At 70.1% G+C, this 13,435-nt stretch carries 14 protein-coding genes; 12 read left to right on the forward strand and 2 right to left on the reverse strand.

What is annotated here, in order from left to right:
• Positions 1–145 precede the first annotated feature (145 nt).
• From M3M27_RS00745 to M3M27_RS00790, 10 genes are all read left to right on the forward strand, one after another.
• Positions 146–925 carry a 2-keto-4-pentenoate hydratase gene (locus M3M27_RS00745; protein WP_434027928.1) on the forward strand — a complete coding sequence of 260 codons (780 nt, stop codon included), beginning with the start codon at positions 146–148 and terminating at the stop codon, positions 923–925.
• A gap of 39 nt (positions 926–964) precedes the next feature.
• The gene (locus M3M27_RS00750; RefSeq protein WP_434026852.1) at positions 965–1,963 is read left to right on the forward strand and encodes a TRAP transporter substrate-binding protein; all 999 of its coding nucleotides are present in this window, start codon (positions 965–967) and stop codon (positions 1,961–1,963) included.
• Positions 1,964–1,974: 11 nt separating this feature from the next.
• On the forward strand, positions 1,975–2,514 hold the full coding sequence (locus tag M3M27_RS00755) for a TRAP transporter small permease (RefSeq protein ID WP_434026853.1): 540 nt from the start codon (positions 1,975–1,977) through the stop codon (positions 2,512–2,514).
• A gap of 3 nt (positions 2,515–2,517) precedes the next feature.
• Positions 2,518–3,801 carry a TRAP transporter large permease gene (locus M3M27_RS00760; protein ID WP_434026854.1) on the forward strand — a complete coding sequence of 428 codons (1,284 nt, stop codon included), beginning with the start codon at positions 2,518–2,520 and terminating at the stop codon, positions 3,799–3,801.
• A gap of 107 nt (positions 3,802–3,908) precedes the next feature.
• A complete protein-coding gene (locus M3M27_RS00765) occupies positions 3,909–5,471 on the forward strand; it encodes a family 43 glycosylhydrolase (RefSeq protein ID WP_434026855.1) in 1,563 nt (520 codons plus the stop codon).
• Positions 5,472–5,585: 114 nt separating this feature from the next.
• Entirely contained in the window at positions 5,586–6,644 is a 1,059-nt protein-coding gene (locus M3M27_RS00770; RefSeq protein WP_140724851.1) for a LacI family DNA-binding transcriptional regulator, read from the forward strand.
• Positions 6,645–6,949: 305 nt separating this feature from the next.
• Positions 6,950–7,804: a 5-dehydro-4-deoxy-D-glucuronate isomerase gene (gene kduI / locus M3M27_RS00775; RefSeq protein ID WP_434026856.1), complete on the forward strand. Its 855-nt coding sequence runs from the start codon at positions 6,950–6,952 to the stop codon at positions 7,802–7,804.
• 97 nt (positions 7,805–7,901) lie between these two features.
• Complete coding sequence (gene kduD / locus M3M27_RS00780) at positions 7,902–8,660, forward strand: 2-dehydro-3-deoxy-D-gluconate 5-dehydrogenase KduD (protein WP_434026857.1); 759 nt, start codon at positions 7,902–7,904, stop codon at positions 8,658–8,660.
• Between the two features lie 161 nt (positions 8,661–8,821).
• Positions 8,822–9,946: a GDSL-type esterase/lipase family protein gene (locus tag M3M27_RS00785; RefSeq protein WP_434026858.1), complete on the forward strand. Its 1,125-nt coding sequence runs from the start codon at positions 8,822–8,824 to the stop codon at positions 9,944–9,946.
• Between the two features lie 122 nt (positions 9,947–10,068).
• Entirely contained in the window at positions 10,069–10,416 is a 348-nt protein-coding gene (locus M3M27_RS00790) for a DUF488 domain-containing protein (protein WP_140724863.1), read from the forward strand.
• A 26-nt stretch (positions 10,417–10,442) separates the two neighbouring features.
• On the opposite strand, the gene phhA is transcribed toward M3M27_RS00790, so the two are convergent.
• On the reverse strand, positions 10,443–11,333 hold the full coding sequence (gene phhA / locus M3M27_RS00795) for a phenylalanine 4-monooxygenase (RefSeq protein ID WP_140724866.1): 891 nt from the start codon (positions 11,331–11,333) through the stop codon (positions 10,443–10,445).
• Positions 11,334–11,462: 129 nt separating this feature from the next.
• Here phhA and M3M27_RS00800 point away from each other — a divergent pair, with 129 nt between their 5' ends.
• Complete coding sequence (locus M3M27_RS00800; protein WP_434026859.1) at positions 11,463–11,945, forward strand: Lrp/AsnC family transcriptional regulator; 483 nt, start codon at positions 11,463–11,465, stop codon at positions 11,943–11,945.
• 80 nt (positions 11,946–12,025) lie between these two features.
• On the forward strand, positions 12,026–12,262 hold the full coding sequence (locus M3M27_RS00805; protein ID WP_140724872.1) for a hypothetical protein: 237 nt from the start codon (positions 12,026–12,028) through the stop codon (positions 12,260–12,262).
• A 105-nt stretch (positions 12,263–12,367) separates the two neighbouring features.
• On the opposite strand, the gene M3M27_RS00810 is transcribed toward M3M27_RS00805, so the two are convergent.
• A complete protein-coding gene (locus M3M27_RS00810) occupies positions 12,368–13,402 on the reverse strand; it encodes a patatin-like phospholipase family protein (RefSeq protein ID WP_434026860.1) in 1,035 nt (344 codons plus the stop codon).
• Positions 13,403–13,435: the final 33 nt, after the last annotated feature.

Here is a 13,435-nt window from a genome sequence, read left to right on the forward strand (position 1 = left end):
GCCGCACTGCACATTGTCAATGACACCGGTTTACCATATACAGACCGCAACGCCACTGTCGATGGGCAGTGCAACAAACCGTCCGAACTCCAGGAGGAACCCTTTGAACCACGACGCCGGCAAACAGGATTCGCCTCCGTCCGCGCTGTCCGGGATCGCCCAGCGCTTTGTCCAGGCGCGGCGCGAAGGCCGGTCGCTGCCCGGATTCCCTGGGGAGATCCCGGTGGACATCGAAACCGCCTACCGGGTGCAGGACCTGGCGATCGCCCAGTGGCCGGACCGGGTGGTCGGCTGGAAGGTCGGCTACATCGCCGCCGAGCGCCGCGACGATTCCGGCGACGACCGCCTGCTCGGCCCGATCTTCTCGCGCGCGCTCTGGGATGCCACCGGTGGCATCGTCGAGTTCCCGGTGTTCGTCGGCGGCTTCGGCGCGGTCGAGGCCGAGTACGTGCTGCGCCTGGACGCCGATGCGCCGGCCGGCAAGCTGCACTGGACGCCCGAGGAGGCGGCCGCGGTACCGTCCACCCTGTTCACGGGCGTGGAGATCGCCAGCAGCCCGTTGGCCACGATCAACGAGCTGGGCCCGCGCGTGGTGGTCTCCGACTTCGGCAACAACAACGGCCTGATCCTCGGCCCGGAGATCCCGGACTGGCCCGCGCGCGAGGAACGGTCGCTGCGCGCGCAGACGCTGATCGAGGGGCGGACGGTCGGCACCGGCGGCGCCACGCTGCTGCCCGGCGGCCTGCGCGCGGCGTTCGCGTTCGCGCTGGGCCGCTCGGCGCGGCGCGGCCGCCCGTTGAAGCGCGGCGACCTCATCGCCACCGGCAACGCCACCGGCATCCACGACATCAAGGTCGGCGAGCTGGCGACGGTCCGCTTCGAAGGCTGGGGCGACATCCAGTGCAGGGCGGTCGCCGCCGGCTGAATTCCCACACCGGATCATGAGCAGCGCGGGAGGGCGCGGATGATCACACGCAGAGGTTTGCTCGGTGCCGGCATCGGCGCCGCACTGGCCGCGCCGCTGGGCGCGGCCCGGGCCATCACCCGGGTGCCGGGCGGCCAGCTGTTGACCGCCACCGACGTGCACGTGGCCGACTACCCCACCGTCGAGGCGGTGCGCTGGATCGGCCAGCAGCTGGAGAGCGAGACCGGCGGCCGGCTGAAGCTGCGCCTGTACCACTCCGGCCAGCTCGGCCGCGAGGCCGAGGCGATCGACATGGCGCGCTTCGGCGCCATCGACATCACCCGCGTGTACTCCGGCGCGCTCAACAACGCCTTCCCGCTGACCCAGGCGCTGTGCCTGCCGTACGTGTTCGACTCGGTCGCGCACCTGCGCCGCGCCCTCGACGGCGAGGGCGGCGAGACGGTGCTGCGCGGGTTCGAGGCGCGCGGCCTGGTCGGGCTGGCGATCTACGATTCCGGCGCGCGCTGCTTCTACAACACCAAGCACCCGATCGTGGAGCCGCGCGACCTGCATGGCCTGAAGGTGCGCGTGGCCAACTCCGACATCTTCATCCGGCTCATGCGCCTGCTCGGCGCCAATCCCACGCCGATGTCGCTGGGCGAGACCTTCTCGGCGATGGAAACGCACATGATCGACGGCGCCGAGAACAACATGCGCAGCTTCCAGTCCAGCCGCCATTTCGAGGCGGCGCGGTTCTGGTCGCAGAGCGAGCACTCCTACGCGCCGGACATCCTGGTGATGTCGCGCGCCAGCTTCGAGGCGCTGGAACCGGCCGACCGCGAGCGCATCGTGCGCCTGGCGCGCGCGTCGGTGCCGGTGATGCGCCGCCTCTGGGACGATTCCGAGGACGCCGCGCGCCGCGCCGTGGTCGCCCACGGCGTCAAGACCAACGACGTCGACATGGCGGCCTTCCGCAAGGCCGCCCAGCCCCTGCTCGACGAATACCACCGGCGCCCCGAGATCGAGGCGCTGTACCGCCGCATCCGCGACCTGGCCTGAAGACGTTCCCGATGACCGAGACCGCCTCCGATACCGCCGCCACCTACGTGCCGCCCCCGGCACAACGTGCGCTGGACCGCTTGTCCGACCTCGCCATCTACATCGCCGCCGCCTCCCTGCTGGGACTGGTGGTGGTGCAGGGCTGGCAGGTCTTCACCCGCTACGTGCTCAACGACTCGCCGAGCTGGACCGAGCCGGTCACGCTGCTGCTGCTGAGCACCGCGATGAGCCTGGGCGCCGCCGCCGGCGTGCATACCAACCGCCACTTCGGCTTCTTCCTGCTGGCCGAGAAGTTCCCCGAAGGCGGCCGTCGCGCGCTTGAGGCGCTGCGCGCGCTGGTGATGGCCGCCATCGGCGCGGTCATCGCCTGGTGGAGCGCGCGCCTGCTGCTGGACGGGCTGGACATCAAGATCGCCGGCGCGCGGATGCCGCAGAGCATCAACTACCTGCCATTGGCGCTCGGCGGCGCGCTGATGTGCGTGTTCGCGCTGTACCGCGCCTGGCGCGCGGTGCGCCCGTCGCCCGCCGGCACCGTCGAAGGGGAGCACTGAGCCATGGCGATCACCCTGCTGTTGGGCCTGTTCGTCGTCCTGATGGCCGTCGGCGTGCCGGTGGCCTACGCGCTGGCCGTGGCCGCGCTGGCGACGCTGCTGTACCTGGACCTGCCCAGCGTCGTGCTGGTGCAGCAGATCTCCGCCGGTTCCGGCTCGGCGTCGCTGATCGCGATCCCGTTGTTCATCTTCGCCGGCGAGCTGATGCTGCGCGGCGGCATCTCCGAGCGCCTGATCGCGCTGGCGGCCTCGCTGGTGGGGCGCATGCGCGGCGGCCTGGGCCAGGTCAGCGTGCTGTCCTCGCTGTTCTTCGGCGGCGTGTCCGGCTCGGCGATCGCCGACGTGTCGGCGGTCGGCGGCACGATGATCCCGCAGATGGTCAAGCGCGGCTACGACCGCGACTTCGCGGTCAACGTCAGCATCACCGCGGCGCTGGTCGCGCTGCTGGTGCCGCCTTCGCACAACCTGATCCTGTTCTCGGCCGCGGCCGGCGGCGGCATCTCCATCGCCGACCTGTTCGCCGCCGGCATCGTGCCCGCGCTGCTGATGACCGTGGCGATGATGGTGACCGGCTACGCGGTGGCGCGCCATCGCGGCTACGGCACCGAGCCGTTCCCGGGCTGGCGCGCGGTGCTGCTGCGCCTGGTCGGCGCGCTGCCGGGCCTGGGCCTGGTGCTGCTGATCTTCGTCGGCATCCGCGCCGGCATCTTCACCGCGGTGGAGAGCGCGGCGATCGCCGTGGTCTACGCGTTGCTGGTCACTGCGATCCTGTACCGCCAGCTGCGCTGGGCCGAGTTCTTCGCGGCGGTCACGCACGCCGCGCGCACCACCGGCGTGATCCTGTTCGTGATCGCGACCGCGGCGGTGTTCGGCTGGCTGCTGGCCTACCTGCAGGTGCCGGCGGCGGCGGTGGAGTTCCTGCAGCGCTTCGCCGACAGCGAGCGCACGGTGCTGGCGATGATCGTGGTGATCCTGCTGGTGCTGGGCATGTTCATGGACCTGGCGCCGAAGATCCTGATCTGCACGCCGATCTTCCTGCCGGTGGTCAAGGCCTACGGCGTGGACCCGGTGCATTTCGCGCTGGTGATGGTGCTGGCCGGCGGCATCGGCCTGATCACCCCGCCGGTGGGCTCGGTGCTGTTCATCGGCACCGCGATCGGCAAGATCAGCATCACCGATTCGATGCGCACGATCTGGCCGTTCTGGCTGGCCGCGCTGGCCGTGCTGCTGATCGTGACGTTCTTCCCGCAGCTCTCGCTGTGGCTGCCGGCGTTGCTGCGCGGGTGAGTGATGTCGTGGGAGGGACTTCAGTCCCGACAGGGGCCTTGCCGGTAAAGCTCGTCGCGACTGAAGCCGCTCCTACGGAAAAGCAGGGATTCTTCGGAGGAAAAACGATGCGCAAGTGGAACCTGTGGGTACTCCTGGCCGCGTTGGCCTGCGCCAGCGCGCACGCCGCCGAGTGGAAGCGCGGCATCGAGAACCAGCGCATCGCCGACCTCGGCGACGGCACCTTCCTCAACCCGGTGCTGGCCGGCGACCATCCCGACCCGTCGGTGCTGAAGGACGGCGACGACTACTACATGACGCTGTCCTCGTTCGACGCCTATCCCGGCCTGCCGCTGTGGCACTCGCGCGACCTGGTCAACTGGCAGCCGATCGGCCACGCGATCCGCACCAACGTCGGCGCGATCTGGGCGCCCGACCTGATCAAGCACGAGGGCCGCTACTACATCTACTTCCCCGCGCGTCGCGGCGAGACCGGCACGCGCAGCAACTTCGTGGTCTGGGCCGACCGCATCGAGGGGCCGTGGAGCGAGCCGATCGACATCGGCCTGGGCAAGTACATCGATCCCGGCCATGCGGTCGGCGAGGACGGCAAGCGATACCTGTTCCTGAGCGGCGGCGACTACGTGCAGCTGTCCGACGACGGCCTGAGGGTGGTCGGCACGCCCAGGCACGTCTACGACGGCTGGAAGTACCCGGAAGAATGGGACGTGGAGGCCTACGCGCAGGAAGGCCCCAAGATCACCCGCCACAACGGCTGGTACTACATGACCACCGCGGTCGGCGGCACCGCCGGCCCGCCCACCGGGCACATGGTGATCACCGCGCGCTCGCGCTCGATCCACGGGCCCTGGGAGAACGCGCCCAACAACCCGATCACGCGCACCGTCAGCCGCGACGAACCGTGGTGGTCGCGCGGCCACGCCACGCTGGTGGAAGGCACCGACGGGCGTTGGTGGATGATGTACCACGGCTACGAGAACGGCTTCTGGACGCTCGGCCGGCAGGCCTTGCTCGATCCGATCGAGTGGACGCCGGACGGCTGGTTCGTCGCCAAGGGCGGCGATCTCGGCAAGCCGCTGAAGAAGCCCAGCGGCGAGGCGGTGCCGCATGGCCTGGCGCTGTCGGACGACTTCACCTCCGGCAAGCTCGGTCCGCAGTGGTCGTTCTTCGATCCGGCCCGCGACGAGTACGCACGGCTCGCGTTCGGCGACGGCGTGATGACGCTGCAGGGCAAGGGCCGCCAGCCGCGCGACAGCTCGCCGCTGACTCTCACCGCGACCGACCCGGCCTACCAGTTCGAGGTCGAGCTGGAGATCGAACCGGGCGCGCAGGGCGGCGCGCTGCTGTTCTACAGCGAGCGGCTCTACGCCGGCGTCGGCAGCAACGGCGAGAACTTCATCATGCACCGCTACGGCGAGGAACGGCCGGCGAGCCTGGCGCCGAGCGCCCGCGGCGGCAGGCTGTGGCTGCGCATCACCAACGACCGCCACATCGTCACCATCCACAGCAGCCCCGACGGCAAGCGGTGGACCAAGTACCCGGTGCAGATGGAGGTGTCCGGCTACCACCACAACGTCGCCGGCAAGTTCCTGGCGCTGAAGCCGGCGCTCTACGCCGCCGGCAACGGCAAGGTGCATTTCCGCCACTTCCGCTACCGGGCGTTGGACTGACGGCACCCGTGGGAGCGGCTTCGGCCGCGGCCGGGCCTTGCAGGGCAGCCCCGCCGCTCCTACGGACGCCTGGCCCAGCGGCTAGAATTCCCCCATTCCAACCGGTCACCCACCATGCCGCGCAAGAAAGCCGAAGAGCCCGCGTCGGGCCTGCCCAAGGGCAAGGCGGCGACCATCAACGACATCGCCCGCCTGTCCGGTGTCTCCAAGAAGACCGTCTCGCGGATCATCAACAACTCGCCACTGGTGCGGCAGGACACCCGCGAGAAGGTCGAGGCGCTGATGCGCGAGGTCGGCTACGCGCCCGACCCGCTCGCGCGCGGGCTGGCGTTCCGCCGCTCGTTCCTAATCGGCATGGTCTACGACAACCCGACCGCGCAGTACATCGTGGACATGCAGTACGGCGCGCTCGACGCGCTGCGCGGCTCCAGCTTCGAGCTGGTGGTGCACCCGTGCGACACCCGCAGCCCCGGCTACATCGAGGGCGTGCGCCGCTTCGTGCAGGCGCAGAAGCTGCACGGCGTGATCCTGGTGCCGCGCGCCTCCGAGGACCAGGCGCTGGCCGACATGCTCGCCGAGATCGGCTGCCGCTACACCCGCATCGCCTCGGTGGCGCTGGACACCACCTCGCAGACGGTGATCACCCACGACCGCGACGGCGCCGCCGAGGCCGCCGACTACCTGCTCTCGCTCGGCCATCGCGACATCGCCCTGGTCACCGGTCCCAGCGCCTACCGCTCCTCGATCGAGCGCACCGGCGGCTTCCTCGAGGCCTTGCAGCGGCGCGGCATCGAACTGCCGCCGGAACGCGTGGTCGAGGCGGGCTACACCTTCGAGTCCGGCGTGGCCGCGGCCGAGAAGCTGCTGCTCGGCAGCAAGCGGAGGCCGACCGCGATCTTCACCGGTAACGACGAGATGGCCGCCGGTATCTACAAGGTGGCCCTGCGCGCCGGCATCAGCATCCCGCGCCAGCTCTCGGTGATCGGCTACGACGACAGCTCGCTGGCCTCGCGGCTGTGGCCGCCGCTGACCTCGGTGCGCCGCCACACCCGCGACACCGGCCGTACCGCCGCGGCGATGCTGATCCAGCCGGAAGGCACGCCGATGCTGCCCACCGCCAGCGTGCGCCCGCACTTGATCGTCAGGGATTCCTGCCAGCCCCCGGAGGACTGACCGAAGGTCAGTCCTCCGGGGGTTGGCGGGGAAAAGCGCCGCCCGCTGTGCGGGCGGCGCCCCGAAGTTCGCGCAGCGAACTTCGGGGCCCTTCCTCGCCTCGCCTATCCCCGCGCCTTCGGCGCGCCCCCTTAACAAAGGGGGCTTTCCTCCAGTGACCTTGATGCGATCGGCCTGCTCCGGCGCTGGCGGCAGGCAGGTGTCCCCCACCTTGCACCGCAAAATGACACCGGTTTCCAAAACCCACTAGAATCGCTCCCGACCCTTGCGGGGACGCATCGTCGCCCCGCCCACCGGAGAGCCCCATGTCCCTGTACTGCAAGACCCACTACGCCACCCATCCCGCCGCCGTCCAGGGCGCCAGCAACGACGAGCTGCGCGAGCTGTACCTGCTCGACGGGCTGTTCGCGGAAGGGCGGATCGTCCTCAAGTACACCCACTACGAGCGCTTCGTGATCGGCGGCGCCGCCCCGACCGACGCCCCGATCGCGCTGCCGGCGCAGACCGAGCCGGCCTCGGCCGCCGGGCATCCGTTCCTGGAGCGCCGCGAGCTGGGCGTGATCAACGTCGGCGCCGGCACCGGCACGGTGACCGTGGACGGCACCGCCTACACCCTGGCGCCGAAGGACGGCCTGTACGTGCCGATGGGCAGCGCCGAGGTGGTGTTCGCCTCGGCCGATGCGGCCCATCCCGCCAAGTTCTACCTGGCTTCCACCCCGGCGCACGCGCGCTTCGAGGCCAGGCACATCTCGATCAAGGATGCCGTCCCGCTGGAGCGCGGCGCGCTGGAGACCAGCAACGAGCGCACCATCTACCAGTACATCGTGCCGGCGACCTGCCCGTCCTCGCAGCTGCTGCTGGGCCTGACCATCCTCAAGCCGGGCAGCGTCTGGAACACCATGCCGCCGCACCTGCACGACCGCCGCAGCGAGGTCTACTTCTACTTCGACCTGGGCGAGAACGACCGCGTCTACCACTTCATGGGCGAGCCGGACGCGCAGCGCCACATCGTCATCAAGAACGACGAGGCCGTGGTCTCGCCGCCGTGGTCGATCCACATGGGCGCCGGCACCAGCAACTACGCCTTCATCTGGGCGATGGGCGGCGAGAACCTGGACTACACCGACATGCACGTGCTGGACATCTGCCAGCTCAAGTAACGCCGTGGAGCGGGGCTCCGCCCCGCTGCGCCTTTCATGGGAGCCGGGGAATCCGCCGGCCGCCCGACACCATCCGCGTCAACCGAGGGGATTTCGCATGGCAAACAACCCGTTCAGCCTGGAAGGCAAGGTCGCGCTGGTCACCGGCGCCAACACCGGCCTGGGCCAGGGCATCGCATTGGCGCTGGCCGAGGCCGGCGCGGACATCGCCGGCGCCGGCATCGTCCACGCCGCCGAGACCGAGGAGAAGGTCAAGGCGCTGGGCCGCCGCTTCCTCGACATCGAGGCCAACCTGATCACCATCGAGCCGGTGCAGCGCGTGCTCGACGAAACCATCGCCGGCCTCGGCCGCGTCGACATCCTGGTCAACAACGCCGGCCTGATCCGCCGCGCCGACGCGGTGGATTTCAGCGAGAAGGACTGGGACGACGTCATGAACGTCAACATCAAGGCCGCCTTCTTCATGAGCCAGGCCGCCGGCCGCCACTTCATCGCGCAGGGCAGCGGCAAGATCATCAACATCGCCTCGATGCTGTCGTTCCAGGGCGGCATCCGGGTGCCGTCGTACACCGCCAGCAAGAGCGGCATCGCCGGCATCACCCGCCTGCTGGCCAACGAGTGGGCCGGCAAAGGCGTGAACATCAACGCGATCGCGCCGGGCTACATGGCCACCGACAACACCGCCCAGCTGCGCGCCGACGAGGACCGCAGCAAGGCGATCCTCGACCGCATCCCGGCCGGGCGCTGGGGCACGCCGGCCGACCTCGGCGGCACCGCCGTGTTCCTGGCCTCGCCGGCCTCGGACTACGTCAACGGCGCGATCATCCCGGTCGACGGCGGCTGGCTGGCGCGTTGACCGCCGTTTCCTTCCCCCGCTTGCGGGGGAAGGTGCCCGAAGGGCGGATGGGGGCGACTCCGCTGGGAGCCGATCAAGACCATGGCTCATCTGCGTTCCCATTTCCAGATACGAGCCGGTAATGCCGGCCTTTAGCCGGCATGCCACACGGGAGCCACGCCATGCTGCGCCTGTTGCTGCTGTTGCCGCTTCTGCTTGCCGGTGCGACCCACGCCGCCGCCCCGCAGCGCGTCTTCGTCGCCGGCGATTCCACCGCCGCCGAGTACGGTCCCGAACGGGCGCCGCAGGCCGGCTGGGGCCAGATGCTGCAGTCGTGGCTCGACCCGGCGCAGTGGAGCGTGCGCAACCATGCCAAGGGCGGGCGCAGCGCGCGCAGCTTCATCGAGGAAGGCCGTCTGGACGCGATCGCCGCGGAACTGCGCGCCGGCGACGTGCTGCTGGTCCAGTTCGGCCACAACGACGCCAAGTTCGAGGACCCGACCCGCTACGACGATCCGCAGGAGGCGTATCCGCGCTACCTGATGCGCTACGTGCAGTTGGCCCGCGACAAGGGCGCCACGCCGGTGCTGATCACGCCGGTGGCGCGGCTGCTGTACGACTTCGGCTCGCTGCTCGACACGCACGGCCCGTACACCCAGGCGGTCAGGCAGCTGGCGCAGCGCGAGCAGGTGGCGCTGATCGACCTCAACGCCAGCTCGACCGCGTGGATCCGCGGCCTGGGCGAGGAAGCGGCCAGGCCCTATTTCATGTTCGTGCCGGAGCAGGGCAAGGCCGACGGCACGCACTTCAGCCGGGCCGGCGCGACCGCGGTGGCCTGCCTGGTGATGCAGGGCTGGGTGGCCTTGCAGCCGGCACTCGAGGCGCAGCTGCGGCGCGACATCGACTGCGGCGCCAGCGCCGACGCCGCCCGGGTCCGCGCCGCGCAGGCGCATCCCTCGCTGGTCCAGCACGAGCGCGACGTGGCGCGCGAGCAGCCCGGCCCGCACGGCGGCGCCGGGACGACCACGGCCTACCCGTTCTTCGCCGACGCGCCGGGGCTGCCCTTCGTGCTGCGCAAGCGCGTGCTGCACAAGGGCGCCGGCATCGGCCTGCACCCGCACCACAAGGACGAGGTCTATTACATAGTCAGCGGGCGCGGCCTGTACGCGCTGGACGGCAGGCAATACGAAGTCGGGCCCGGCCATGCCCTGCTCACGCGCCCGGGCAGCACGCATGCGCTGCTGCAGACCGGCGAGGAACCATTGGTGATCCTGCTGGCGTATCCGACCAAGAGCAGCGGGCACTGATTCCCGCGGGATCGAGGCTTGTCGTTGCCCGCGGCAGCGTAGTAGCGTCGTCCCGGGTCGGAAGCGGCAATGGCGGAAGGGCGCGATGCCGTCGCCTTGCAAGCCAGGCGAGGTGCACCGGAATGAAGGTATCCCTGAAGCGCGTCTACGAGCCGCCCGCCTCGAGCGACGGCAAGCGCATCCTCGTCGAGCGGCTGTGGCCGCGCGGCATGACCAGGCAGGCCGCGCATGTCGACCTGTGGCTGAAGGACGTGGCGCCGTCGCCCGCGCTGCGCAAGTGGTACGGGCACGAGGTGGCCAAGTGGGACGCGTTCCAGGCCAAGTACCGCGCCGAGCTCGAATCCAATCCGGCGCTGGAGGAACTGCGCAGGCTCGCCCGGCAGGGCCATGTCACCCTGGTCTACGCTTCGAAGGACGAACGGCACAACAGCGCCCTCGTCCTCAAGCAGGTCCTCGACGGCACGGCGTAGCGACGGGAACGCCGCGCCGCGCGGGCTCACACGTCGCCGTCCTGGCTCCAGCCTTCGCCGCTGCCCCGCTGCAGCACGCGGTCGGTATCGAGGACTTCGCCGGCCGGAATCGCGTCCTGGTCGGCCAGGCGCGCGTAGACCGGGGTGAAGTCCGGCGCGGTCGCCTGCATCAGCTGCTCGAAGCTGTCGATGACGAAGTAGGTCTTCTGGAAGCTGTCGATGCGGTAGCGCGTGCGCATGATCCGTTCCAGGTCGAAGCCGATCCGGTTGGGCGCGGGCGATTCCAGCGAGTACAGCGACTCGCCCTTGGACGAGACGATGCCGGCGCCGTAGATGCGCAGGCCGTCGGGCGTGTCGATCAGGCCGAACTCCACCGTGTACCAGTACAGGCGGGTGAGATTCTGCAGCGCCTCCGGGCCGATGCCGTGCGCCTTCACGCCGCCGCGGCCGTAGGCCTGCATGTAGTCGGCGAACACCGGGTTCATCAGCAGCGGCACGTGGCCGAACAGGTCGTGGAACAGGTCCGGTTCGGCGATGTAGTCGATCTGCTCGGGCCGGCGGATCCACCACGTCACCGGGAAGCGGCGGTTGGCCAGGTGGTCGAAGAAATCCAGTTCCGGCAGCAGGCCTTCCACGCCGACCAGGGTCCAGCCGGTGGCCGCGCCGAGCGCCTCGTTGAGCCGGTCGAAGCGCGGGATCGCGCGCGCATCCATGCCCATCGCGTCCTGCGCGCGCAGGAATTCCCCGCAGGCGCGCCCGACCAGCAGTTCGCGCTGGCGCGCGTAGAGCGTGCCCCAGGTGCGGTGGTCGTCGGCCGAATAGCCCTCCCAGGGCTGCTCGACCACGGCGGTGGTGTAGACCGGCACGTAGCCCTTGTCGGTGAGCTGGTTCTCGACGCGGCGGGGAACGGCGTTCATCGCGGACTCCGGGATGGGATCGGGCTGGATGCACGATAGCGGAGCGCGGGCGCAACGGGCTTGCAAAGTTGCGCGGAAAAGCCAATTTGGCGCAATCTTGTTGCGTCAATGGATTTTGCAGCGCAACACATGGTCGCCTCGATCCCGCTCGACCGCACCGATCTTCGCCTGCTCGCCCTGCTGCAGACGCAGGGCCGCACCAGCAACGCCGACCTGGCGGCGCAGATCAATCTCTCGCCCTCGGCCTGCCTGCGCCGCACCCAGCGCCTGGAGGCGGCGGGAATCATCGCCGGCTACGGCGCGCGGCTGGACGCGCGCGCGCTGGGCCTGGGGTTGCAGGCGTTCGTGCGGGTGCAGCTGAAGCAGCACGGGCAAGGCGACATCGAGCGGTTCGCCGAAGGCGTGCGCGGCTGGGACGAGGTGGTGGCGTGCTGGGCGCTGACCGGGGACATGGACTACCTGCTGCACGTGCAGGTGCAGGACCTGGAGCACTTCTCGCGCTTCCTGCTCGACCGCCTGCTCAACGCCACCGGCGTGTCCGACGTCAATTCCAGCTTCGTGCTGCGCACGGTGAAGGAACCGGTCGCGCTGCCGCTGTCGCATCTGGATTAGGCGCCCGGCGTTGGCCTACACTCGCCGCCGGTCCGGCGGAGCCGGCGGTTTTTCTACGGCGATCAAGGAAAGGGGATCGAATGGACGCGAACCGGCGTGTGTCGAGGGAGCGCGTGAACGGGGTGTTCTTTGCCAGCGGCCCGGGGTTCTGGGAAACCCGGCCGGTGTTCTGGCTGTTCGTGGCGACGTCGTCGCTGTGCCTGCTGTTCGATTCGCGGGCGCTGGGGTGGAGCGGTCTGTCGGCGTTGATGCTGGGGGCCTGGGCCAGCCGGCGCGGTTGGCGGGTGCGTGAGGCGCGGCGATTGGGTGGGGACTAGCAGTTCGTCGTTGGTTCCGCCATCTGTTTCTTTTTCCCGCGGCACGCGCAAGCCACGGACCGGCGGCTTGCCGGTCATGGGCAGCCGTGGCGACTCGGGAGGCGCTCAGTCCCCGGCCGGGGCCGGGCAGTCGCCCTCGCGGCGCATCAGCTTGCTCAGGCGCGAACGGTTTTCCAGGCATTCGCGGTGGGCGGCTTCGGCGGCTTGCCTGGCGGCGGCGCGGGTGGCGCTGCTGCGCTGGTCCTGCAAGCGCGCGACCGCGGCGCGGATCTGCGGCATCGCCGCCATCGCGGCGCGCTCGCCTTCCAGGATCGCGGCGTTGCGCTGGGCGAAGTCGGCCGCGCCGATGTCCAGCACCTTCGGCCGGATCACGATGTCGGCGCGCTTGAGCTCGGCTTCGCCCAGGCGCTGGCCCATGATCGCGATCGACTGGTTCACGGTGCCGAGCAGGTCGCCCGGGGCCTTGCCGCTGGCCTTGCTGGAAATGTCCACGGCGACGACGAACTCGGCGCCGAGCTGGCGCGCGGCGTCCACCGGCACCGGGCTGACCACGCCGCCGTCGACGTAGTGGTACTGGCCGATCGTCACCGGCTCGAACACGCCGGGAATGCTGCTCGAGGCGCGTACCGCCTGGCCGGTGTTGCCGCGCACGAACACGGTGCGCTCGCCGTCCTCCAGGCGGGTGGCGACCGCGGCGAACGGCTTGGCGAGCTTGTCGATCGGCTTGCCGCCGACCTGCTGGTTGACGTAGTCCTGCAGCTTCTGGCCCTGCACCAGGCCGCCGGAGAACAGGCGCACGTCGCGGATGCTGGCCTGGTCCAGCGCCACCGCCTTCTCCTGCATCTGGAAGGCGTCCATGCCGCTGGCATAGAGCGCGCCGACCACGCTGCCTGCGCTGGTGCCCGAGACCACGACCGGGGCGAAGCCATTGGCTTCCAGCATCTTGATCACGCCGATGTGGGCGAAGCCCTTGGCGGCGCCGCCGCCGAGCGCGATGCCGATCTTGACCGGCTTGGCCTGCGTCGCGGGGACGGGCGGGACGGACGGCGGCGGTTCCGGGCGCGCGTTGCCGCCGCAGCCGGCGAGCAGGCAGGTCAGGGAGGCGGCCAGCAAGGGAAGCAACAGGGAGCGCGCGCGCATCGTGGGCAGCGGAAATGGACGGAACAGGCGCGG

The organism is Xanthomonas boreopolis, from assembly GCF_046529185.1.
Lineage (GTDB): Bacteria > Pseudomonadota > Gammaproteobacteria > Xanthomonadales > Xanthomonadaceae > Pseudomonas_S > Pseudomonas_S boreopolis.

Excerpts from the sequence above, each read along its gene's own strand:
- M3M27_RS00790 (WP_140724863.1), top strand. The coding sequence starts at position 10,069 with ATGAAGGTATCCCTGAAGCGCGTCTACGAGCCGCCCGCCTCGAGCGAC.
- M3M27_RS00750 (WP_434026852.1), top strand. The coding sequence starts at position 965 with ATGATCACACGCAGAGGTTTGCTCGGTGCCGGCATCGGCGCCGCACTG.
- M3M27_RS00765 (WP_434026855.1), top strand. The coding sequence starts at position 3,909 with ATGCGCAAGTGGAACCTGTGGGTACTCCTGGCCGCGTTGGCCTGCGCC.
- phhA (WP_140724866.1), bottom strand. The coding sequence starts at position 11,333 with ATGAACGCCGTTCCCCGCCGCGTCGAGAACCAGCTCACCGACAAGGGC.
- M3M27_RS00810 (WP_434026860.1), bottom strand. The coding sequence starts at position 13,402 with ATGCGCGCGCGCTCCCTGTTGCTTCCCTTGCTGGCCGCCTCCCTGACC.
- kduD (WP_434026857.1), top strand. The coding sequence starts at position 7,902 with ATGGCAAACAACCCGTTCAGCCTGGAAGGCAAGGTCGCGCTGGTCACC.
- M3M27_RS00800 (WP_434026859.1), top strand. The coding sequence starts at position 11,463 with ATGGTCGCCTCGATCCCGCTCGACCGCACCGATCTTCGCCTGCTCGCC.
- M3M27_RS00755 (WP_434026853.1), top strand. The coding sequence starts at position 1,975 with ATGACCGAGACCGCCTCCGATACCGCCGCCACCTACGTGCCGCCCCCG.
- M3M27_RS00805 (WP_140724872.1), top strand. The coding sequence starts at position 12,026 with ATGGACGCGAACCGGCGTGTGTCGAGGGAGCGCGTGAACGGGGTGTTC.
- kduI (WP_434026856.1), top strand. The coding sequence starts at position 6,950 with ATGTCCCTGTACTGCAAGACCCACTACGCCACCCATCCCGCCGCCGTC.
- M3M27_RS00785 (WP_434026858.1), top strand. The coding sequence starts at position 8,822 with ATGCTGCGCCTGTTGCTGCTGTTGCCGCTTCTGCTTGCCGGTGCGACC.
- M3M27_RS00770 (WP_140724851.1), top strand. The coding sequence starts at position 5,586 with ATGCCGCGCAAGAAAGCCGAAGAGCCCGCGTCGGGCCTGCCCAAGGGC.
- M3M27_RS00760 (WP_434026854.1), top strand. The coding sequence starts at position 2,518 with ATGGCGATCACCCTGCTGTTGGGCCTGTTCGTCGTCCTGATGGCCGTC.